We start from the raw sequence: 18,892 nt of genomic DNA, 5'->3' as shown, positions 1-18,892 counted from the left end.
CTTCGATCAACACCTGTCCGGATCTACCGGTCAACCGGTTCGCGTACCGGAGGGTCAGAGCCCCGCCACCCAGTTCCACAGGTCGACCACCCACTCGGTCTGGCGCAGGTACGCCACCCCGACCCCGGCCAGGAAGATCCCGGTGACCAGGTGCGCGCCCCGGGCACTACGGCGGATCTTGCCGAGCTGACGCTCCCAGACGACCCGGCCGACGAGCCGGGCCAGCGCGAAGAGGCCGACCGCGACGAAGAGGGTCAGCACGAAGGTGACCACCGGACTGGTCAGGTCACCCCGGGCCGAGATCGCCCAGATCCCCCAGCAGACGAAGGCGAAGAGGCCGCCCAGCATGCTCCAGTGCCGCCCGATGCGCAGCTGCCGCCAGTGGTAGCCCGGCGGAAGCTGCTCCCGCTCCTGCTCCACCACCGGCCACCCCGTACCGGTCGGCTCGTGCGGCGCCTCCGGCTCGGTACGCGGCCGAGGCACCCCGACCTGCGCCACACCCCGCCGGAAGCCCTCGGGACCCGGCGGCATCCCCGGTCCCTCGGCACCGGGCGGCATCTCGACGGTCCGCTCGGCCCACGGCTGCGTCTGGTCTGCCATCTGTCCCGTCCTCCCCATCGGCTCGGGCCCGGAACCCGCTCCAGTTCCGAGGGTAGCCAGCCGGCCAAGCCCGCGCCGAGCCGCCGTCGATCGACCGGACCGGAAGCCGATCGACCGGACCGGAAGCCGATCGACCGGACCGGAAGCCGATCGACCGGACCGGGACGATGACCTCCACGTCGTTCGACCTCCCGGCCCGGACCTCCGCCGCGTTCGGCGGGCACCGGGCACCCGCCGGTCCGGGGAGCTGCTGAGCCGGGACCGGCACGCCACCGGCCGGTAGGGTCGGCAGCATGACCGGGCGGAGCGAGGGCACCTGCCAGCTCCGGTCTGCCGGTCATGACGCCGACGGGCGGAGCGAGGAGGCGACATGACCGAGCCGGAGCGTCGACGGCGGAGGCTGCGGCACGACCCGTCGAGCGGCAGCGGCGGCACACCCGAACAGGGGCGTCGCGGCGGTGACCCGGGCACCGGGCCGGGCGCCGGGGACGACCGGGACGCGGAACGCGGCCTGCGCGGGCTGATCGGCTCGGGCGCCTCCCAGGTGAGTGTCGCGGCCGCGATGCGCGCCCGGGACGCGGCCCGGCCGACCGAGGCCGACCTCGCGAAGGCGGCCGAACGTCTGGTACTGGTCCGGCGCAACTGGGTACCCCGGGACGAGCTGCCGCGCGGCGGTCGCTGAGCGCCCGCCACCGACCAGCGGGGCGGGCGGCCCGTCCGGCTACGACGCCGGCAGTGCCGGCAGCGCGCCGGAGCGCTCGTACTCGGCGACCTGTCCGATCCGCCGCGCGTGCCGCTCGTTGCCGGAGAACGGCGTGCTGAGGAAGGCCTCCACGATCGCCGTCGCCTCGTCGAGGGTGTGCTGGCGGGCGCCGACCGCGACCACGTTCGCGTCGTTGTGTTCCCGGGCGAGCTGGGCGGTCTCGACGTTCCAGGCGAGCGCGGCGCGCACCCCGGCCACCTTGTTGGCGGCGATCTGCTCGCCGTTGCCCGAGCCGCCGATCACCACGCCCAGGCTGCCCGGGTCGGCCACCACCCGCGCCCCGCAGTGCAGGCAGAAGACCGGGTAGTCGTCGTCCGGGTCGAAGAGGAACGGCCCGACGTCCACCAGTTCGTAGCCCTGCTTGGCCAGGTGGTTGGCCAGGTGCACCTTCAGTTCGTAGCCGGCATGGTCGGATCCCAGATAGACGCGCATACCGCGCAGTCTGTCAGCCCGCCACCGGCACCCGCCGGCAGGCACGGCGACAGCCGGACAGATCACAACCCGACCCCGCCCACGGACCCGGCCGGGCCACCCGGAACATCGCCGAGCGCCCGGCACCGTACGGCGGGGTACCGCCAGTCCGCGGCAGGGTCAGTCGCGCGGCGTCTCCGCCGTGTCCCGGCCCAGCTCGGCCAGGACCAGGCCGGCCCGAGCCTTCGGGGTGAACCAGGTGCTCTTGCGGGGCATCTTCTGCCGGGCCAGGTTCACCGCGACGAAGTCCTGCACGGTCACCGGGGCGATCAGGATCGCCAGCTCCGCCCGGCCGGCGTCGACCTCGCCGACCAGCCACCGCGCCGGGTAGTCCCCACCGACGTACGTGATCCGCTTGTCGCCGGGGTCGAGCCCGAGCGCGTCCCGCAGCAGCACCCGCTCGACGAGCGCATGGTCCAGGTTCTCCACCCCGCCGCCCGGGCCCGAGGGGAGGGTGACGGCGTAGGTCGTGCCGGCCGCGTAGAGCTGGATCGTGCCGCCGGAGTCCGGTACCGCCGCCGGACCCGCCACCTGCTCGACCCGGGCGCCGGCCGCGCGCAGCCGGTCGAGCAGCTCGTCCGGGGTGCTGGTCAGCTCGCTGACCAGCCGGTTGTACGGCTGGATCGCCACCGAGCCGGGTGTGGTGACCACCGCGAGGAACCGGGGCAGCTCGCCGATCTGCGCGGCCAGGCTGCGGTGGTTGCCGTCGGCGACGACGAGTTCTCCGGCACCGGCCAGCGCCAGCAGCTCGTCCTGGCGGGGCCCCGGCCCCTCCAGCCAGATGGCGTGGGTCCGTCCCGCCTGGTCGGTGTCGGTCGCGGCCGGCGGGCCGGCGGCGTCGGTGGCCTCGGCCAGCGCCCGGTGCAGCGCCTCGCCGGCATTCGGCCGCGCACCGCCACCGCCGCTCGCAGCGCCGCCACCGCTCGCACCGCCGCCACCGCTCGCACCGCCGCCATCGCTGGCGCCGCTACCGCTGTCGCTCGCGCCGGGGTCGCCGCCGGCCCGGTTGCCGGTCTGGAGCAGCAGCACCGGCGAGAGGAGATGACCGGTCGCCTCGGCGAGCGCCACCCGCTCCCGCACCTTGGCGATGAAGACGTCCTCGTTGCGGATCACCAGCCCGGGCTCGTCCGCACTGGTGGAGATCTGGTCGGTGTCGACCATGGCGAACATCCCGTAACCGGGCTCCTCGCCCGGCGCGGTGATCCGGTAGAGGACCACGACCTGCTCGGCCGGGGTGTAGCTGCCGTCCGCCCGCGCCTGCGCCAGCCGGGCGACCGCGTCCGGCAGCGCCTCGGTGAAGGACCGCCCGACGCTCTCCGGCGCCCGGTGCGGCATCTCGATCGCGAGTGCGCTGGCTGGGTTGTCCCGGATGATCGCCGTGATCTCGGCGTCGTCGGCGAACTCGTCGTAGTTCTGGGCGCCGGTGCCGCCAGTGGTGACCCAGGCGCGGCTGATCGGATGCACGACCGTCATGTGCCGGAACGCTACCGGCGGTGCCGGAGCCGGCGTACGGATACCCCGGCCGTTTCCACCCCGTGGGCGGCCCGGACCGGTGGGGTACCGGCCGAACCGCCCGGCGGTGCGCTCAGTCGAAGCTCGGCGCCTCGGTACGGGTCCGCTTCAACTCGTAGAAGCCGGGCGTGCCGGCGACCAGGAGTACGCCGTCCCAGAGCCGGCCGGCCGCCTCGCCCTTCGGAGCCGGGGTGATCACCGGACCGAAGAACGCGACGGTCTCCCCCGGCACCGGGCCGGGAGCGTGGACCACCGGGGTGCCGACGTCCTGGCCGACCGGCTTCATCCCGGCGTTGTGGCTGGCCCGCAGCGCCTCGTCGTACTCGGTGGAGTCGGCGGCCTCGGCCAGCGCCGGGTCCAGCCCGACGTCGGCCAGCGCCGCCCGGTACAGCTCCGGGCCCCGCTCCTCCTTGGCCAGGTGGATCCGGTTGCCGAGCGCGGTGTAGAGCTTGCCGACCGCCTCGGAGCCGTGCCGCTGCTCGACCGCGATGCAGATCCGCACCGGCCCCCAGGCGGTCCTCAGCCCCTCCCGGTACTGCTCGGGAAGGTCATCCCGGCCCTCGTTGAGCACCGCGAGGCTCATCACCCGGAACCGGATGTCGACGGCGCGGACCTGCTCCACCTCCAACAGCCAGCGGGAGGTGATCCAGGCCCAGGGGCAGATCGGGTCGAAGAACATGTCAACGGACGCGCGCTCGGACACGGCGCGACTCCCTTCGTCGTCGGGGGCGGCCGAAATCGGCGGCACCGTTACAAATCTTCACCCGTGTACCCCGCACCGACAGCGGGATGAGACCGTGACATGGAGCACCAGTGCCATTCCCGCCGGCATGAAACACTCGACGTCGAGCCGTGGGGATGGCTCGGTGCTGTCAACGGGGACAGCCAGCGGGAAGACCGGATGGAGATTCACGTGCCAGGAGTGCGTAACCTGACCCAGGTCGAGGCGACGGATCGGGGTCGTCTGCTCGACGTCACCGGCTATGACATCCGCCTGGACCTGTCGTCCGCCGGGCTGGGCGCGGACGGCCGCACCTTCCGTTCGACGACCGAGGTCCGGTTCCGGTGCGCCGAGCCGGGTGCCAGCACCTTCATCGAGGTGGCCGCCGACTCGGTACGCTCCGCGACGCTGAACGGCACCCCGGTCGACCTCTCCGGCTGGTCGGCCGAGGACGGCCTCACCCTCACCGGTCTGGCCGCCGAGAACACCCTGGTCGTGGATGCCGACTTCCTCTACTCCTCCAGCGGTCAGGGGCTGCACCGCAGCGTCGACCCGGTGGACGGCGAGACCTATCTCTACAGCCAGTTCGAGACCGCCGACGCGCAGCGGGTCTTCGCCTGCTTCGACCAGCCGGACCTGAAGAGCGTCTTCACCTGGCACGCGACCGTGCCGGCGCACTGGCGGGTCATCTCGAACATGCCGGTCAGCGGCGAGGAGCCGGCCGGCGACGACACCAAGACGGTCCACTTCGCCGAGTCGGTCCGGATGAGCACCTACATCACCGCGCTCTGCGCCGGTCCCTACCACGAGGTGCGGTACACGCACGACGGTCTCGACCTCGGCTACTTCTGCCGGACCAGCATGGCGCCGCACCTCGACTCGGCGGACCTGAACCTGATCACCGTCCAGGGCTTCGACTTCTTCCACCAGCAGTTCGGCGTCCGCTATCCGCTGCCGAAGTACGATCAGGTGTGGGTGCCGGACTTCAACGCGGGCGCGATGGAGAACTTCGGCTGCGTCACGCACGCCGAGGCGCACTACCTGTTCCGCTCGCAAGAGACCGACTTCGAGTACGAGCAGCGGGCCAACACGATCCTGCACGAGCTGGCCCACATGTGGTTCGGCGACCTGGTCACCATGCGCTGGTGGAACGACCTGTGGTTGAACGAGTCGTTCGCCGAGTGGGCCAGCCACTGGGCCAACACCAACGCCACCCGGTTCTCCGACGCCTGGACGACCTTCCTCTCCATCCGGAAGAACTGGGGCTACCGGCAGGACCAGCTCTCCTCCACCCACCCGGTCTACTGCGAGATGCCGGACCTGGAGGCCGTCGAGGTCAACTTCGACGGCATCACGTACGCCAAGGGCGCCAGCGTGCTCAAGCAGCTCGTCGCGTACGTCGGGGAGGCGCCGTTCCTGGAGGGTCTGCGCAGCTACTTCGGCAAGTACGCCTGGAGCAACGCCACCTTCGACGACCTGCTCACCGAACTGGAGGCGGCCTCCGGCCGGGAACTGCGCAAGTTCGCCGCCGAGTGGCTGGAGACCTCGCAGGTCAACACGCTCCGCCCGGAGGTGTCGATCGGCCCGGACGGGACGTACGAGTCGGTGGTGGTCCGGCAGGAGGCGCCGAGCGAGCACCCGACGCTGCGTACGCACCGGATCGGGGTGGGCCTCTACGACCTGCGGGGCGACCGGCTGGTCCGGCGGGACCGGATCGAGGTCGACGTGGTCGGCGAGCGCACCGAGCTGCCCCAGCTCATCGGCGTCGCCGCGCCGGACGTGCTGCTGCTCAACGACGACGACCTGACCTACGCCAAGCTGCGGCTCGACGAGCGGTCCATGGCGACGGTGGTGCGGCACATCGCCGCGTTCGAGTCGTCGCTGGCCCGGGGCCTGTGCTGGGCCGCCGCCTGGGACATGGTCCGGGACGCCGAACTGGCCGCCCGGGACTACGTGGCGCTGGCGCTGGCCGGGCTGCCCGCCGAGACCGACATCAACCTGGTCACCGCGACGCTGCGGCAGGTCGCCGCCACGCTCACCTCGTACGCCGCTCTGCAGTGGGCGCCGACCGGCTGGGCGGAGTTCGCCCGTACCGCGGCGAGCGCGCTCGGCGCCGCCGAGCCGGGCAGCGGCCTGCAACTGGCCTGGGCCCGCACCTACGCCTCGGCGGCCCGCAGCGACGAGGAGCTGGCCGTACTCCGGGGCTGGCTGGACGGTACCGGAGTGCCGGCCGGCCTGACCATCGACACCGAACTGCGCTGGACGGTGTTGCGCGCCCTGGTCGCGGGTGGTGCGGCGGGACGGGCCGAGGTCGACGCCGAGCTGGCCGCCGACCGCACGTCGAGCGGTGAGCGGGAGGCGGCGCTCGCGCACGCGCTGCTGCCCACCGCCGAGAACAAGGAGACGGTGTGGCGCACCCTGACCGGGGACGAGGCGCTGCCGAACTGGCGGCACCGGGCGCTGCTCCAGGGTTTCCAGCACCCGGCGCAGGTCGAGCTGACCGCGCCGTACGCCGAGCGGTTCTTCCAGGTCGTCGGCCAGATCTGGAAGAACCGCGACAGCGAGCCGGCGCAGGAGTTCGTGATGCTGGCCTACCCGGCGTACCAGATCGGCGAGGAGACCATCCGGATGACCGACGCCTGGCTGGCCGAGTCGGGTCATCCGGCGCCGCTGCGCCGGCTGGTCGCCGAGGGCCGCGACGGGGTGGTCCGGGCGGTCAGGGCCCGGGCCAAGGACGCCGCGTCACCGGCCTGACCTCGCCGCCGAACTGACCGCCGCCGGGCGCCGGATCCGATCCGACGCCCGGCGCCGTCGTCGCGCCCGGAAGCGATTCGGGTACGGCCACCAGGTGCGTCCCGTTCCGACCGCCACCCCAGGTCGGGGCGGTGCGGGGGCGGCCGCCGGCCGGCCCGGGCCGTTAGGCTTCCCGATGGAGGTGGATTCGATGGCCCAACCGCGCTACGAGTGGCATCCGCCCGAGCAGGGGTGGACCGAGGACGATCTGCGCACCCTGCCTGCGGACGGGCACCGCTACGAGATCATCGACGGGAGCCTCCACGCGACCCCTCCGGCCGACTTCCAGCACCACGAGCTGGCCGACGAGATCCGCGCCGCCCTACGCGCCGCTACCCCACCGAAGTGGCGGGTGATCCGCGAGATTGGCCTCCGGGTACCGGGGGGCAACGCGATCCCGGACGTCACGGTGCTGCGACCGAGCGCCCCGCCGGACGCCATGTGGGCCGATCCGGCAGACGTGGCGCTGGTGGTCGAGGTGGAGTCGCCGAGCAGCCGGCGGCACGACCGGTTCACCAAGCTGGGCCTGTACGCCGAGGCCGGTATCGAGTCGTACTGGCGGATCGAACGCGCCGAGCGGGGCCCGATCGCCCATCTCTATCTGCGTGCCCCCGCCGGCCACTACGAGCTGCTCCGCTCGGTCCCGTCGACCGGCACCGAGCTGGTCGAGGTGCCGTTTCCGGTGCGGGTCGCCCCGGGCACCTGGCTGTCCTGACCGACCGCCCGACCGTTGGCGGGGCGGTCGGAGAAATCCGGGACGAGCGCGGAACCGGCCGGACGGGCGCCGGGTCAGGCGGCGCGGCCGGCCCGGGTGGCGAGCTGGTCCAGCCCGCTGACGATGCCGCCGGTCAGGTCGCCGCCGCCGAAGGCGGCCACCATGGAGAGCGCGGCCAGCTTGGCGTCCCGGTCCGGGATCCGCTTGCGTGCCTCGGAGCCGGTGACGATCTCCAGCACCCGCTGGTTCGGCGAGAGGGCGACGAGTACGGCGCGGGCCGGGTCGACCAGCTCCAGGTGCAGCCGCTGCGCGTGCTCGCGTACCGGTTCGGTCAGCGGACCGACGTAGACGGTGAAGACCAGCCCGGTCGACTCGTCGGCGATCCGCAGCGCCTCGTCGATCCGGAGGAGCTGGCGGGTGGTGAACGGCCCGTCGAGCACGTCCGGCCGGGTGGTGGCGCTCGGTCCGACCTCGGCCTCGGGCCGTTCGGCCGTCGCCACGCTCTTACCAGCGGTCACTTGCGCCCCCTGTCACGCCGGCGCGCTTCGGCGCGCTGATGGTCTCGATCTCGCCGCTGCTCAGGGCCCGGGCCTCGGCGCCGGCCGGCAGCGCGTTCCGGGCGGACTCGGTCAGGTGCTCGGGCGAGGAGAGGAACCAGACCGGAGTGAACTCGAAGGGCCGCCCCGGGCGGTAACGCCGGGCGTTACGGCCGCTCTTGCCGGCCCGGGCCAGCACGGTGATCACGAGCACCGCGGCGGCCGGGATGGCAACGAAGACCAGCAACGTGTCGGAAACAGACAACCTCAACGCCCCCAGGCGAAAACGGGATCATCGTGCCGGTCGGAGCAGGTGGCGAAGGTGTCCACCCGACCGACCCGGTCGCCGTTCACGGTATCGGAAACCGCCGCCCACCAGATCTCGGGGTGCCGATCCGGCCCGCGCGGCGCTCGGATCAGGCCCCGTCGACGAGCCGGGCCAGCGCCTCGGCCGCCCGCCAGCAGTCGTGGTACGTCGAGTAGAGCGGGACCGGGGCGAACCGGATCACGTCCGGCTCCCGGTCGTCGACGACCACGCCGTACTCCTTGGAGAGCCGCTCGGTCAGCGCGGCGGCCCCGCCCTGGCCGATCCGGACGGAGAGCTGGCAGCCGCGCCGGGCCGGGTCGCGCGGGGTGAGCACGGTGAGGGGCCGGTCGGGGGTGATCTGGTCGAGCAGTCCTTCGAGATAGCCGGTCAACCGCTCGCTGCGGGCCCGCAGCGCGGGCATCCCGACCTGCTGGAAGATGGCCAGGGCGCTGCGCATCGGCGCCATCGCGAGTACCGGTGGATTGGAGATCAGCCACGCCTCCACGGTGGCCGGTGGCCGGGAGACCGGTGCCATCTCGAACCGGGTCGCCTCGTCAGTGCCCCACCAGCCCTCGAACCGGTCGATCGCCGGGTCGCCGAGGTGCCGTTCGTGCACGAACGCCCCGGCCAACGCCCCCGGCCCGGAGTTCAGGTACTTGTAGGTGCACCAGGCGGCGAAGTCCACGTCCCAGTCGTGCAGCGCCAGCGGTACGTTGCCGACCGCGTGCGCGAGGTCCCAGCCGACCATGGCGCCGGCCCGGTGCCCCGCCCGGGTGATCTCCGGGATGTCCATCAGCTCGCCGGTGAGGTAGTTGACCCCGCCGAGCAGGACCAGCGCCACCCGCTGCCCCTCCCGGTCGAGGTAGTCGACGACATCCTCGGTGCGCAGGGTCTCCTCGCCGGGACGGGGGCGCAGCCGGACGACGGTCTCGTCCGGATCCAGTCCGTGGTGCCGGGCCTGGCTGCGCACCGCGTAGCTGTCGGAGGGGAAGGCGCCGTCCTCGATCAGGATCCGGTCGCGGCCGGCGGTCGGCCGGTAGAACGAGACCATCAGCAGGTGCAGGTTGACCGTCAGCGAGTTCATCACCACGGTCTCGGCCGGCAGCGCGCCGACCAGCGAGGCGCTCGGCCCGGTGAGTGAGCGGTACGACGGCACCCACGGCCGGTCGCCGGAGAAGTGACCCGAGACGCCGAGCCTGGCCCAGGTCTCCAGTTCGGCGTCGATGTCGGCCCGGGCGGCCCGGGGTTGCAGCCCGAGCGAGTTGCCGACCAGGTAGGCGGCCTCGGGGTACCGGCCGCCCTCGGCCGGGGGCACGTGGAAGAGGTGCCGGTGCCCGGGGTCGGCCTCGTCGCGGCGCCGGGCCGCCTCCTCCTGCTCCGGGGTGGTCATCCGCTCGTCACTCCTCTGTCGCTCGCCTTCGGCACGGAACGGTAGCCGCCCGCGCTACATGTCGGTCCGGGCGGCCCACAGCTCGGGGAAGACCTCCCGGGCCATGCTCCGGCGCAGCCAGGCCGCGCCGGCCGACCCGCCGGTGCCGACCTTGGCGCCCATGGTCCGGCGTACCGCCTTGAGGTGCTGGTGGCGCCAGTCGTCGAACTGCTCGGCGATCTCCACCAGGGTCTCGCCGAGCTGTCGCAACTGGTTGTCGGGTCCGGTGTCGGCGTAGATCTCCACCCAGGCGGCGGTCAGCTCGGCGCTCGGTTCGGCGTCGCCGGAGAAGTCCCGGTGCAGCAGCGTCTCCGGCAGCGGGAAGCCGCGACGGGCCAGCAGGGCGGTCACCTCGTCCCAGAGGCTCGGCGCCCGGAGCGTCTCCACCAGTTCGGCGTAGACCTCCGGCTGCCGGTGGAAGGGCCGGACCAGGGTGGCGGTCTTCAGCCCGAGCAGGAACTCCAACTGCCGGTACATCGCGGACTGGAATCCGGAGCCCTCGCCGAGCAGGTTGCGGAACCGGTTGAAGTCCGCCGGGGTCATCCAGCGCAGTCCCCGCCAGGCCGCGTTGAGCCCCTCCAGGTGCAGCGCCGCCCGGTGCAGCGGGGCGAGCGCCCCCCACAGGTCGTCGACGCGCAGCCGCTGCCGCGCCTCGCGCAGTTCGAAGCAGGTCAGCCCGAAGTACAGCTCCATGATCTGGCTGACCATCAGGAACGACATCTCGCCCGGATCCTGGCTCAGCGGCTGCTGGAGGCGGTGCAGGGTGCTCGCGTGCACGTACGCGTCGTACGGCGTCCGCCCGGCCGGTTCCAGGGTCGGCTCGCCACCGTTGGCCGCCGCCCGGGCGGCCCGCTGGGCGGCGTTCACCGGGCGTACCCGGGGTCGACCGGGTCGCCGCTGCCGTTGGATGCTCTCCACCGTCGCCTCCGTTCCGCTCTCCACTGCCGCCTCCGTTCCGTTACGCACTAGGGTCATGATCTCTCCCGTCCGGCGCCGGACGGAATGCCGGACCAACGGCGCTGCCGGCCGGGATTCGACGGTTCTACGGTTCGGTGTTGAATTGGCTTAACGTTCGGAAGGTCGATCCGAGGTTCACGATTACGTCACGGAGAGTGAGGCAGCGGTGGACGACATGGACTGGGCACTGCTCCGGGAACTCCAGGCCGATGCCCGGCTCTCGTTCAGCGAACTCTCCCGCCGGGTGCACCTCTCCCCGCCGGCCGTCGCCGAACGGGTCCGCCGGCTGGAGGAGTCCGGCGTGGTGACCGGGTACCACGCACACGTCGACCTGGCCCGGGCCGGCCGGAACGTGGTGGCGATGATCCGGATGTCCTGTTACGGGGCGCGCTGCATCCTTCGGGACCCGGACGTGCCGAGCTGGCCGGAAATCCTGGAGATCCACCGGATCACCGGGGACGCCTGCTCGATGCTGAAGGTCGCGGCCGGGTCGATCGAGGCGTTCGAGCAGGTCATCGACCGTCTCGCCCCGTACGGGCAGCCGTCGAGCACGATGGTGCTCTCCAGCCCGCTGGACTGGCACCCGGTGCTGCCCATCCCACCCACCTCAGGCGCCTGACCAGGGCAATCGTCCGGTTGTCGGCCCGCCGGAGGCGTGTGTGCGCCGGACCGGTGGGAACACGTCCCCCGACGACGGTCGCGCACCCGACCCGTGCGGCGATGCGACGGGTGCCCGGCCGAGGGGATGCACCGCCGGGGAGGGACATCATGCTCACTGCCAAGGTCGTCGGCCGTACGATCGCCGCCGGTGTCACCGTCGCCACGCTGGTCCCCGGGCCGCTGCTCGGGAACGCGGGCGCGGTACGGGCCGGACCGAACACCTTCGTCGAGGTGACCCCGAACACCGCCCAGGCGGGTACCCGGGTCAACATCCGGGCGAGCTGCGACGGCGCGAACAACCAGCAGGCCACGGTGCACTCGGACGCCTTCGGCCGGGTGATCGTACGCCCCGACAACGGCTTCCTGACCGGGTCGGTGACGATCCCGGGCAGCAAGGCTCCCGGGGCGTACGCGGTCAACCTGGCCTGCCAGCAGAACGGCAACAACGCCACCACCACGCTGACCGTGGTGAACATGAGTCAGGGCAGTCAGGGACCGGCCACCGGTGGCGGCGGTACGGCCGGCGGCCCGGGCGGGACGCTGATGATCGTCGGTGGTCTCGGCATCGTCGTGCTCGCGATCGGGTTCGGGGTGGCCGGCCGGCGACGGCGTACCGAACCGAGTAGCTGACCCGCGGACCGACGATGTTCCGCCCTCCCACGGCCGGTGGCACGTGGCGGGACCGGACGGGCCGGTGGTGGGCGCGTACCGACCGGTGGCGACGCCGGACGGCCCGGCTCGCCCGGCAGGCCACCGCGGCCAGCATCACCAGCCCGGATCCGGCCGACGGCACCCCGCCCGGCACCCTGGCCGCCGCGCCACCCCGACCGCCCCGGCGGGCGGGCCGGCGCGGTTGGGCCCGCCGCCCCGGGCCGGTACCGGTGATCAGCCTGCTGCTCGGCATCCTCGTCACCCTCTTCGGGGTGCAGAGCGTCACCGGGATCACCCTGCTGCCCAGCGGGCTGCCGTTCGGCGCCCCGGCACCGCCGCGCAAGTTCCCGGTGCTGGAGTCGAGCCCGCCGGTCGCGATCGGCATCCGGTCGCTCGATCTGGACGCGCCGGTGCATCCGGTCGGGGTCGCACCGGACGGCACCATCGAGGTGCCGGCGTCGGACCGCCGCGACGAGGCCGGCTGGTACAGCCAGAGCCCGACCCCGGGCCAGTACGGGCCGTCGGTGATCGTCGGGCACGTCGACACCCGGACCGGGCCGGCCGTCTTCCACGACCTCTCCGGGCTCCGCCCCGGTGCCAAGATCGAGGTGGACCGGGAAGACGAGTCGGTGGCGGTCTTCGAGGTCAACTCCGTCAGGCGGTACAACAAGTCGGAGCTGCCGGTCGACCAGGTCTACGGCGACTTCAGCCGGCCGTCGCTGCGGCTGATCACCTGCGGCGGGCGCTGGGTGGGCGGCTCCACCGGGTACGCCGACAACGTCATCGTCTTCGCGTCCCTGGTCTCGGCCCGGCACACCTGACCGCGCGCACCGCCGCGCGGTTCCCGGTGCGGGTGAACGGCGCGGCGGGCGGTGGTGGTGGTGGTGGTGGTGGCGAACGGCGCGGCGGGCGGCGGCGGCGCGGCTGGATGCCGGCGCCCAGACCGTTGTGGGTCTGGCTGGCCTCAGGCCGCCTCGGCCTCGCGCAGGTCGAGCCAGTCCGCCCAGCGCGGGTCCGGGGCCCGGTGCCCCAGCACCCGCCACGCGATGCCCTTCGGCGCGGTCGGCAGCGAGTGCAGCCGCCAGCCCAGCTCCGCCGGAGTCTTGTCGCCCTTGGTGTGGTTGCACTTCGCGCAGGCCGCGACGACGTTCTCCCAGGCGTGCCGGCCGCCCCGGCTGCGCGGGAAGACGTGGTCGATGGTCTCGGCCGGGCCCCGGCAGTAGACGCAGCGCCAGTTGTCCCGGGCGAAGATGGCCCGGCGGGAGAGCCCGACGTGCGTCCGGTAGGGCACCCGGACGAACCGGGTCAGCCGGACGACCGACGGCACCGGCAGGGAGTTGCGGGCACTGTGCAGGATCCCCTCCCCGTCGGCCACGCAGACGGCCTTGGCGGAGAGAACCAGGATGGCGGCCCGACGCACTGAAACGACACACAGCGGCTCATAGGTGGCATTGAGCACCAACGCTCCGGAGCCCACCGTGGGTCGTATGTCAGGCATCGCGCTCACCCTCTCGGTTGTTTTCTCGTCCGCTCCCTCGCCCGCCTGGTGCCGGCCCCGGCCCGGTGCTGGTCGGCAGCAGGCGCCGACGACCGCCCAGACCACGGCCGACGCCGGCCGATCACCGGCGTCCGTGCGCCAATAGTCCCCGATAGCCGACGCGATTGCACGTACTAATCGGGGGTCCCGCAGAAAGCTTTCACGTCCCGTGGCAAGATGACCGGTTCCGTCCCGACCCCCGGCCCGACCCGGTCGGGGGACGGCGGCGTCCGCCACGTGCCGGCGGGTCGGCCGAGACCGCCGGACGTCGGTACGGTACGAAGGCATTCGTGAACCCCGCGACGCTGATCACCGCCGCCGTACTCGGAATGCCACACGCCGCGACGCCGGCCCCCGAGACGCCGGACCCGAAGCCGAGCTGCCTGGACAACCCGCTCTGCGACCAGGTCTACCGGGTGACCAAGTCGGCGTGGTTCGCCGAGGGCAGCAACCTCTTCCTGATCAAGCCGGCCACGATCGTGCTGATCCTGCTGGTGGCGGTCCTGCTCCGGTTCCTGCTGCACCGGACCATCAACCGGCTGGTACGCAGCACCTCGGAGAGCCGGATCCCGGCGGTACTCCGGCCGCTGCGCGAACGGATCCCCAGCGCCGCGCCCGACCCGCAGGCGGTGGTACCCGAACGGCGCCGGCAGCGGGCCGAGGCGATCGGCTCGGTGCTGCGCAGCATGACCACGGCGGTGGTCTTCGCGATCGCCGTGTTGCAGATCCTCAGCGAGCTCAGCTTCGACCTCGCCCCGCTGCTGGCCAGCGCCGGCATCGCCGGCCTGGCCCTCGGGTTCGGCGCACAGACGCTGGTCAAGGACCTGCTCGCCGGGCTCTTCATGCTGCTGGAGGACCAGTACGGGGTCGGCGACACGGTGGACCTCGGCGAGGCGACCGGGGTGGTCGAGGCGGTCGGCCTGCGGATCACCACCGTCCGGGACGCCCGTGGGGTGGTCTGGTACATCCGCAACGGCGAGATCATCCGGGTCGGCAACAAGAGCCAGGGCTGGGCGATGGTCGTGGTGGACATGCCGATCGGCTTCGCCCGTACCGAGGAGGCCACCGCCGTGCTACGGACCGCCGCCGCCTCGGTCGCGGTCGACCCGGAGCTGGCGCCGGAGCTGGTGGAGCCGCCCGAGGTGGTCGGGGTCGAGCAGATCACCGTGGACGGTTCGGTGATCCGGACGGTCGCCAAGACCACCGCCGAGGGGCAGCTCCCGGTCTCCCGCGAGCTGCGCCGCCGGCTGGCCGAGGCGCTGGAGAACTCCGGCATCACCGCCGGCATCGCCGCGACCAGGATGTTCCCCCGGCCGTCGACCCCGCCGGCCGACGGGGAGACCGGCCAGGGTGGAGCGACCTGAGGCACCCCCAACCCTTTCCGGGTACGCCGACCGGCGCCCCGCCGACCGGTTGACCCGGCATCGGTACGGGGCGCCACCGCCCACGCCGGACGGTGCCGTACGGGTACCGGATGGCCTGGCCGGAGGGCCGGCCGTCAGGGGTCGCGTACCGTGCGGGCGGTCGGGTATGGTCCGTTCGACCAGTCGCAGATGTGACGATCTATCCGTTCGCCCTAGCCAGTTGTCATACGATCGGGCAGAATCCAGAACTAGCTCCCTCCCGGAGCGTAACGAAGACCTTGCTGATCAGAACGTCTGAAACGTTCCCGGCAGCCCCATCACACGTGGTCAGCGGTCGAGAACGATGGAGGCCCACCGGTGTCCGAAGAGACACACACTCCCGAGCGGCCGGCAACCTATCGGGAGGTGTTCGCCCAGCGTGAATACCGGGCGGTCTTCGCGGCCACCGTACTGACCTGGACCGGCGACTATCTCGCCAAGGCGGCCGTCACGCTGCTGGTCTATCAGCAGAGCCAGTCCGTGGCCCTCTCCGCCGCCGCCTTCGCCACCAGCTACCTGCCGTGGCTGGTCGGCGGCCCGCTGCTCACCACCCTCGCCGACCGGTACCCGTACCGGACGGTGATGGTGATCTGCGACCTCGTCCGGCTGCCGCTCTACGCGGCCATCGCGATCGACGGCCTGGACACGCCGGTGATCCTGGCGTTGCTCTTCGCGGCGACCCTGGCGAATCCACCCAGCCAGGCGGCCCGGTCCGCGATGCTGCCCCTGCTGCTCACCGGAGACCGGCTGGTCGTCGCGCTCTCCCTGCATGGCAGCGTGGGGCAGGCGGCCCAGGTGCTCGGCTACGCGGTCGGGGCCGGCATCGCGCTCTACAGCCCGGCCCTGGCCCTGCTGCTCAACGCCGTCGCCTTCGGGGCCTCCGCGGTGATCCTCTGGTTCGGCGTCCGGCACCGGCCCGCCGTGCCGCCGGAGCGGGGCCGGCGAAACCTGCTCCGGGAGACCGGTGCCGGGTTCGCCCTGGTGTTCGGCACCCCCGTGCTGCGGGCCATCGCGATCATGGTGTTCTGCGCGATGCTGTTCGCGATCGTCCCGGAGGGGCTGGCCGCGGCCTGGGCCACTGATCTCGCGGGTTCGGGCGCCGACCGGAGCATCACCCAGGCGCTGATCATGGTCGCCGCACCGGCCGGTTTCATCCTCGGCGGCATACTGGTCGGCCGGACCCTCCGGCCGGACCTGCGCCGGACCCTGGTCCGGTTCTTCGCGGTACTCGCCCCGCTGGCCCTGGTGCCCGCCCTCTTCAACCCGCCGCCGCTGGTGGTCGCCCTGCTGGCCGCGGTCGCCGGCTTCGCGGTCGCCGGGCTGTTGCCGGTGACGAACGGGCTCTTCGTGCTGGCCCTGCCGCACGGCTACCGGGCCCGGGCCAACGGCGTGATGAACACCGGTGTGCAGGTGACCCAGGGCCTGGCGGTACTCGCCACCGGCCTGCTGGCCGAGCGGTTCACCATTCCCCGGGTGGTCGGGCTGTGGAGCGCCGCCGGGGTGCTGCTGATGCTGGTGCTGGCGCTGCGCTGGCCGCAGCCGGAGCGCTTCGACGCGGCGATCGCGGAGGCCCAGCGCCGCTCCGCCGACCGGGAGGCGGCGGCCGGAGCGGCCCGTCCGGGCCAGCACCCGGCACCGACCTCCCCGCCCAACCCGAGGCCGCCCTCCTCCGAGGCGGGCATCGGCGCGGTCTGAGCCCCGAGCCGCCGCCGATCGGCACGGTGTGAGCCCCGGTCCGCCAGCGGTGGGCGCGGTTTGAGCCCGCGCAGCGCCGCCGGTGTGAGCCAGCCCGCACCGGGGGTACGGCACAGACTGCCGACGATCGCCCACCCGAATGGCAGGATGGAGCGGTGAATCCCGCAGGTGAGCGAGAGCAGACCCGCCCGTCGCCGAACTTCTTCGAGGAGATCGGCGGCGAACCGACCTTCCGGAGGCTGGTCGACGAGTTCTACGCGGGTGTCGCCACCGATCCGGTGCTCCGGCCGATGTACCCGGAGGCCGACCTCGGCCCGGCGGCGGATCGGCTGCGGCTCTTCCTGATCCAGTACTGGGGTGGCCCGAACACCTACTCCGCGCAGCGCGGGCATCCCCGGCTCCGGATGCGGCACGCGCCGTACCGGGTCGGGCCGGTCGAGCGGGACGCCTGGCTGCGCCACATGCGGCAGGCCGTGGACCGGCTGGAGTTGTCGCCGGAGCAGCACGAGACCCTGTGGCAGTACCTGGAGCGGGCCGCGTACTTCATGGTCAACACGATGGACGAGACGCCGGGGCCGGCGCACTGAGCGCTGACCCTGCCGGGGCCGCCCCTAGAGCAGCGCGCCCTCGTCGTGCAGCCAGTCGACGAAGGTGGTCGCCACGGCGGCTCCGCAGTCGAGCATCTCGACGAGCAGGGCGTCGTGCGCACCGGCGCTCAACGGCACCTGCAACTCGGCGTAGATGGGCAGCTGGCCGCGTTCGGTGGGGTCACCGACGTACGCCTTGCAGAACCGCCGGGTGTGGTTCCACTCGTTGACCACCCGGTAGGCCCGGTCGGCCCAGTCCGGCGGAACGGTCGAGTGTGGACGGGCCCGCATCACCAGGATCTCGTCGTCCGGCCCCTCCAGGGCGAACAGCACGGCGTGCCGCTCCCACATGGCCAGCAGGCTGCCGTCGCCGTCGGCGAGATAACGGACGTCGAGCAGGTCCAGCGCGTCACCGACCCGGCGGAGCGTCACCGGCGCGATCACCGGGGGGATCTCCCTGATCGAGGCCCGATCCCCGGGTCGGGCGTCGGGTTCCGGTCGGGAGTCGTGATCCGGCTCCCGGGGCGCCGGCGGCCCGACCCGGACGGCACCGTCCGACGCGATCCTGCTTCGAGTTTCCGGCTCGCCGCCACCGGCGTGGCCGGGGCGCCATGACCACCACGGCATCGCTTGCGCACCTCACTCCCCAGCGGATCCACGTGCCTACGTTGCGTTGGATCCGAGGCCCGACGGTACCCGTACAGCCGGCTCGAAGCACCCCCCCAACTACAGCCCCGGGACGGTTGGACCATACCGCCTCATCCGTTCGGATGATCACGCGCCGGTTTTATCGCAAGCTGACTGACTTTCTGTGACCATGCCACTCCGAATGGTGCGGCCAATCCGACCCAACGACCCATGATCCGCACCCGTACGGCGTCCTGACCGGGTGAGCCGGAGGAGCCGAGAAAACCCATCCGGACGATGGCCTGGACCAGCCGTTGAGAGATCTCGATCCGGCCGCCGCCGGGTACCGGATCGGTGCCGGCGGTGCCGGCGTCGGGTACCCGATCGGTGTCGGCCGATGGCGCGGTCACCACCACCGCGACGTGGTCGAGCAGGGCGTCCCGGACCGCGCGCTGGCCGACTGCCCGGCCGGCGACGCCCTCGGCGGCGGCGCCGCGCAGCGTCTGCGCCGCCGCCACCGCGATCCGGCGCAGCTCGGCACCGGCGATGGTCTCCACCACCGTGCCGGGCCCGCCCGGCACCGGCCAGCGCCAGTCGGCGTCCCGGCGACGCGGCAGCGCCGCACCGCCACGGCCGAGTTCGGCGAGCAGTTCGGCGGCGGAGACCGTGGCGTCACCCGGACCGGCCCCGGCCACCACCCGGCCCACCAGCACGTCCCAGGGCAGCCGCGCCCAGAGCACGGTCCGGTCCGGTGCCCCGGCCGCCGCACCGGGCGCCCCGGAGCGGAGCCGGACCACCGCACCCGGGTCGAGCCTGGTCAACCGGGCCAGAAAGGCACCGGCGTCCGGCAGGCCGGCGAGCCCGTGCCCGGCACCGGACGCCACCGGCCCACCAGCCGTAGCCTTCTCCGCAGCGGACACCGCATCGC

At 72.8% G+C, this 18,892-nt stretch carries 20 protein-coding genes; 9 read left to right on the top strand and 11 right to left on the bottom strand.

Annotation, left to right across the window (positions count from 1 at the left end; genetic code table 11):
- Positions 1-54: 54 nt before the first annotated feature.
- On the bottom strand, positions 55-600 hold the full coding sequence (locus C6W10_RS35530) for a hypothetical protein (protein WP_107263355.1): 546 nt from the start codon (positions 598-600) through the stop codon (positions 55-57).
- A gap of 370 nt (positions 601-970) precedes the next feature.
- Between C6W10_RS35530 and C6W10_RS35525 the strand changes: the two genes are divergently transcribed.
- Positions 971-1,282, top strand: a complete 312-nt coding sequence (locus C6W10_RS35525) for a hypothetical protein (protein ID WP_107263354.1) — start codon at positions 971-973, stop codon at positions 1,280-1,282.
- 39 nt (positions 1,283-1,321) lie between these two features.
- On the opposite strand, the gene C6W10_RS35520 is transcribed toward C6W10_RS35525, so the two are convergent.
- From C6W10_RS35520 to C6W10_RS35510, 3 genes are all read right to left on the bottom strand, one after another.
- A complete protein-coding gene (locus C6W10_RS35520) occupies positions 1,322-1,795 on the bottom strand; it encodes a ribose-5-phosphate isomerase (RefSeq protein WP_107263353.1) in 474 nt (157 codons plus the stop codon).
- A gap of 159 nt (positions 1,796-1,954) precedes the next feature.
- Positions 1,955-3,307 carry a DUF1015 family protein gene (locus tag C6W10_RS35515; RefSeq protein WP_234361537.1) on the bottom strand — a complete coding sequence of 451 codons (1,353 nt, stop codon included), beginning with the start codon at positions 3,305-3,307 and terminating at the stop codon, positions 1,955-1,957.
- Between the two features lie 112 nt (positions 3,308-3,419).
- On the bottom strand, positions 3,420-4,049 hold the full coding sequence (locus tag C6W10_RS35510) for a DsbA family protein (RefSeq protein ID WP_107263352.1): 630 nt from the start codon (positions 4,047-4,049) through the stop codon (positions 3,420-3,422).
- A gap of 219 nt (positions 4,050-4,268) precedes the next feature.
- On the opposite strand from C6W10_RS35510, the gene pepN reads away from it, so the two are divergent.
- The gene (gene pepN / locus C6W10_RS35505) at positions 4,269-6,821 is read left to right on the top strand and encodes an aminopeptidase N (protein ID WP_107263351.1); all 2,553 of its coding nucleotides are present in this window, start codon (positions 4,269-4,271) and stop codon (positions 6,819-6,821) included.
- A gap of 190 nt (positions 6,822-7,011) precedes the next feature.
- The gene (locus C6W10_RS35500; RefSeq protein WP_107264546.1) at positions 7,012-7,575 is read left to right on the top strand and encodes a Uma2 family endonuclease; all 564 of its coding nucleotides are present in this window, start codon (positions 7,012-7,014) and stop codon (positions 7,573-7,575) included.
- Positions 7,576-7,649: 74 nt separating this feature from the next.
- Here C6W10_RS35500 and C6W10_RS35495 read toward each other — a convergent pair whose 3' ends face one another.
- The 4 genes from C6W10_RS35495 to C6W10_RS35480 all read right to left on the bottom strand — a co-directional run bounded on the left by C6W10_RS35495 (position 7,650) and on the right by C6W10_RS35480 (position 10,822).
- Entirely contained in the window at positions 7,650-8,075 is a 426-nt protein-coding gene (locus C6W10_RS35495; RefSeq protein ID WP_234359681.1) for a DUF5130 family protein, read from the bottom strand.
- 4 nt (positions 8,076-8,079) lie between these two features.
- Positions 8,080-8,358 carry a hypothetical protein gene (locus C6W10_RS35490; protein ID WP_107263349.1) on the bottom strand — a complete coding sequence of 93 codons (279 nt, stop codon included), beginning with the start codon at positions 8,356-8,358 and terminating at the stop codon, positions 8,080-8,082.
- Positions 8,359-8,527: 169 nt separating this feature from the next.
- Positions 8,528-9,808, bottom strand: coding sequence for a kynureninase (gene kynU, locus C6W10_RS35485; RefSeq protein ID WP_107263348.1), 1,281 nt, complete (start codon positions 9,806-9,808; stop codon positions 8,528-8,530).
- Positions 9,809-9,862: 54 nt separating this feature from the next.
- The gene (locus tag C6W10_RS35480; protein WP_107263347.1) at positions 9,863-10,822 is read right to left on the bottom strand and encodes a tryptophan 2,3-dioxygenase; all 960 of its coding nucleotides are present in this window, start codon (positions 10,820-10,822) and stop codon (positions 9,863-9,865) included.
- Positions 10,823-10,970: 148 nt separating this feature from the next.
- On the opposite strand from C6W10_RS35480, the gene C6W10_RS35475 reads away from it, so the two are divergent.
- The 3 genes from C6W10_RS35475 to C6W10_RS35465 all read left to right on the top strand — a co-directional run bounded on the left by C6W10_RS35475 (position 10,971) and on the right by C6W10_RS35465 (position 12,936).
- Positions 10,971-11,423 carry an Lrp/AsnC family transcriptional regulator gene (locus tag C6W10_RS35475; protein ID WP_107263346.1) on the top strand — a complete coding sequence of 151 codons (453 nt, stop codon included), beginning with the start codon at positions 10,971-10,973 and terminating at the stop codon, positions 11,421-11,423.
- Positions 11,424-11,572: 149 nt separating this feature from the next.
- The gene (locus C6W10_RS35470) at positions 11,573-12,094 is read left to right on the top strand and encodes a hypothetical protein (RefSeq protein ID WP_234361536.1); all 522 of its coding nucleotides are present in this window, start codon (positions 11,573-11,575) and stop codon (positions 12,092-12,094) included.
- Positions 12,095-12,108: 14 nt separating this feature from the next.
- Positions 12,109-12,936 carry a class F sortase gene (locus tag C6W10_RS35465; protein WP_107263345.1) on the top strand — a complete coding sequence of 276 codons (828 nt, stop codon included), beginning with the start codon at positions 12,109-12,111 and terminating at the stop codon, positions 12,934-12,936.
- Between the two features lie 143 nt (positions 12,937-13,079).
- Here the strand turns inward: C6W10_RS35465 and C6W10_RS35460 are convergent, their stop codons facing one another.
- A complete protein-coding gene (locus tag C6W10_RS35460) occupies positions 13,080-13,613 on the bottom strand; it encodes an HNH endonuclease (RefSeq protein WP_107263344.1) in 534 nt (177 codons plus the stop codon).
- Between the two features lie 368 nt (positions 13,614-13,981).
- Between C6W10_RS35460 and C6W10_RS35455 the strand changes: the two genes are divergently transcribed.
- The 3 genes from C6W10_RS35455 (at position 13,982) to C6W10_RS35445 (ending at position 17,337) form a co-directional block, all read left to right on the top strand.
- Positions 13,982-15,016 carry a mechanosensitive ion channel family protein gene (locus C6W10_RS35455; protein WP_107264544.1) on the top strand — a complete coding sequence of 345 codons (1,035 nt, stop codon included), beginning with the start codon at positions 13,982-13,984 and terminating at the stop codon, positions 15,014-15,016.
- Between the two features lie 357 nt (positions 15,017-15,373).
- Entirely contained in the window at positions 15,374-16,750 is a 1,377-nt protein-coding gene (locus C6W10_RS35450) for an MFS transporter (RefSeq protein WP_107263343.1), read from the top strand.
- Positions 16,751-16,905: 155 nt separating this feature from the next.
- Entirely contained in the window at positions 16,906-17,337 is a 432-nt protein-coding gene (locus C6W10_RS35445; RefSeq protein ID WP_107263342.1) for a globin, read from the top strand.
- Between the two features lie 24 nt (positions 17,338-17,361).
- Here C6W10_RS35445 and C6W10_RS35440 read toward each other — a convergent pair whose 3' ends face one another.
- Together C6W10_RS35440 and C6W10_RS35435 are read right to left on the bottom strand one after the other, a co-directional pair.
- Entirely contained in the window at positions 17,362-17,964 is a 603-nt protein-coding gene (locus C6W10_RS35440; protein ID WP_107263341.1) for a YbjN domain-containing protein, read from the bottom strand.
- Positions 17,965-18,095: 131 nt separating this feature from the next.
- The gene (locus C6W10_RS35435) at positions 18,096-18,884 is read right to left on the bottom strand and encodes a hypothetical protein (RefSeq protein WP_199853804.1); all 789 of its coding nucleotides are present in this window, start codon (positions 18,882-18,884) and stop codon (positions 18,096-18,098) included.
- Positions 18,885-18,892 lie beyond the last annotated feature (8 nt).

Source organism: Plantactinospora sp. BB1, assembly GCF_003030385.1.
Taxonomy (GTDB): Bacteria; Actinomycetota; Actinomycetes; order Mycobacteriales; family Micromonosporaceae; genus Plantactinospora.
The sequence above is the reverse complement of the archived record's forward strand: the minus strand, read 5'-3'. Positions and strand labels throughout refer to the sequence as shown.

Excerpts from the sequence above, each read along its gene's own strand:
- C6W10_RS35530 (WP_107263355.1), bottom strand. The coding sequence starts at position 600 with ATGGCAGACCAGACGCAGCCGTGGGCCGAGCGGACCGTCGAGATGCCG.
- C6W10_RS35525 (WP_107263354.1), top strand. The coding sequence starts at position 971 with ATGACCGAGCCGGAGCGTCGACGGCGGAGGCTGCGGCACGACCCGTCG.
- C6W10_RS35520 (WP_107263353.1), bottom strand. The coding sequence starts at position 1,795 with ATGCGCGTCTATCTGGGATCCGACCATGCCGGCTACGAACTGAAGGTG.
- C6W10_RS35515 (WP_234361537.1), bottom strand. The coding sequence starts at position 3,307 with ATGACGGTCGTGCATCCGATCAGCCGCGCCTGGGTCACCACTGGCGGC.
- C6W10_RS35500 (WP_107264546.1), top strand. The coding sequence starts at position 7,012 with ATGGCCCAACCGCGCTACGAGTGGCATCCGCCCGAGCAGGGGTGGACC.
- kynU (WP_107263348.1), bottom strand. The coding sequence starts at position 9,808 with ATGACCACCCCGGAGCAGGAGGAGGCGGCCCGGCGCCGCGACGAGGCC.
- C6W10_RS35480 (WP_107263347.1), bottom strand. The coding sequence starts at position 10,822 with ATGACCCTAGTGCGTAACGGAACGGAGGCGGCAGTGGAGAGCGGAACG.
- C6W10_RS35470 (WP_234361536.1), top strand. The coding sequence starts at position 11,573 with ATGCTCACTGCCAAGGTCGTCGGCCGTACGATCGCCGCCGGTGTCACC.
- C6W10_RS35465 (WP_107263345.1), top strand. The coding sequence starts at position 12,109 with ATGTTCCGCCCTCCCACGGCCGGTGGCACGTGGCGGGACCGGACGGGC.
- C6W10_RS35460 (WP_107263344.1), bottom strand. The coding sequence starts at position 13,613 with ATGCCTGACATACGACCCACGGTGGGCTCCGGAGCGTTGGTGCTCAAT.
- C6W10_RS35455 (WP_107264544.1), top strand. The coding sequence starts at position 13,982 with ATGCCACACGCCGCGACGCCGGCCCCCGAGACGCCGGACCCGAAGCCG.
- C6W10_RS35440 (WP_107263341.1), bottom strand. The coding sequence starts at position 17,964 with ATGCCGTGGTGGTCATGGCGCCCCGGCCACGCCGGTGGCGGCGAGCCG.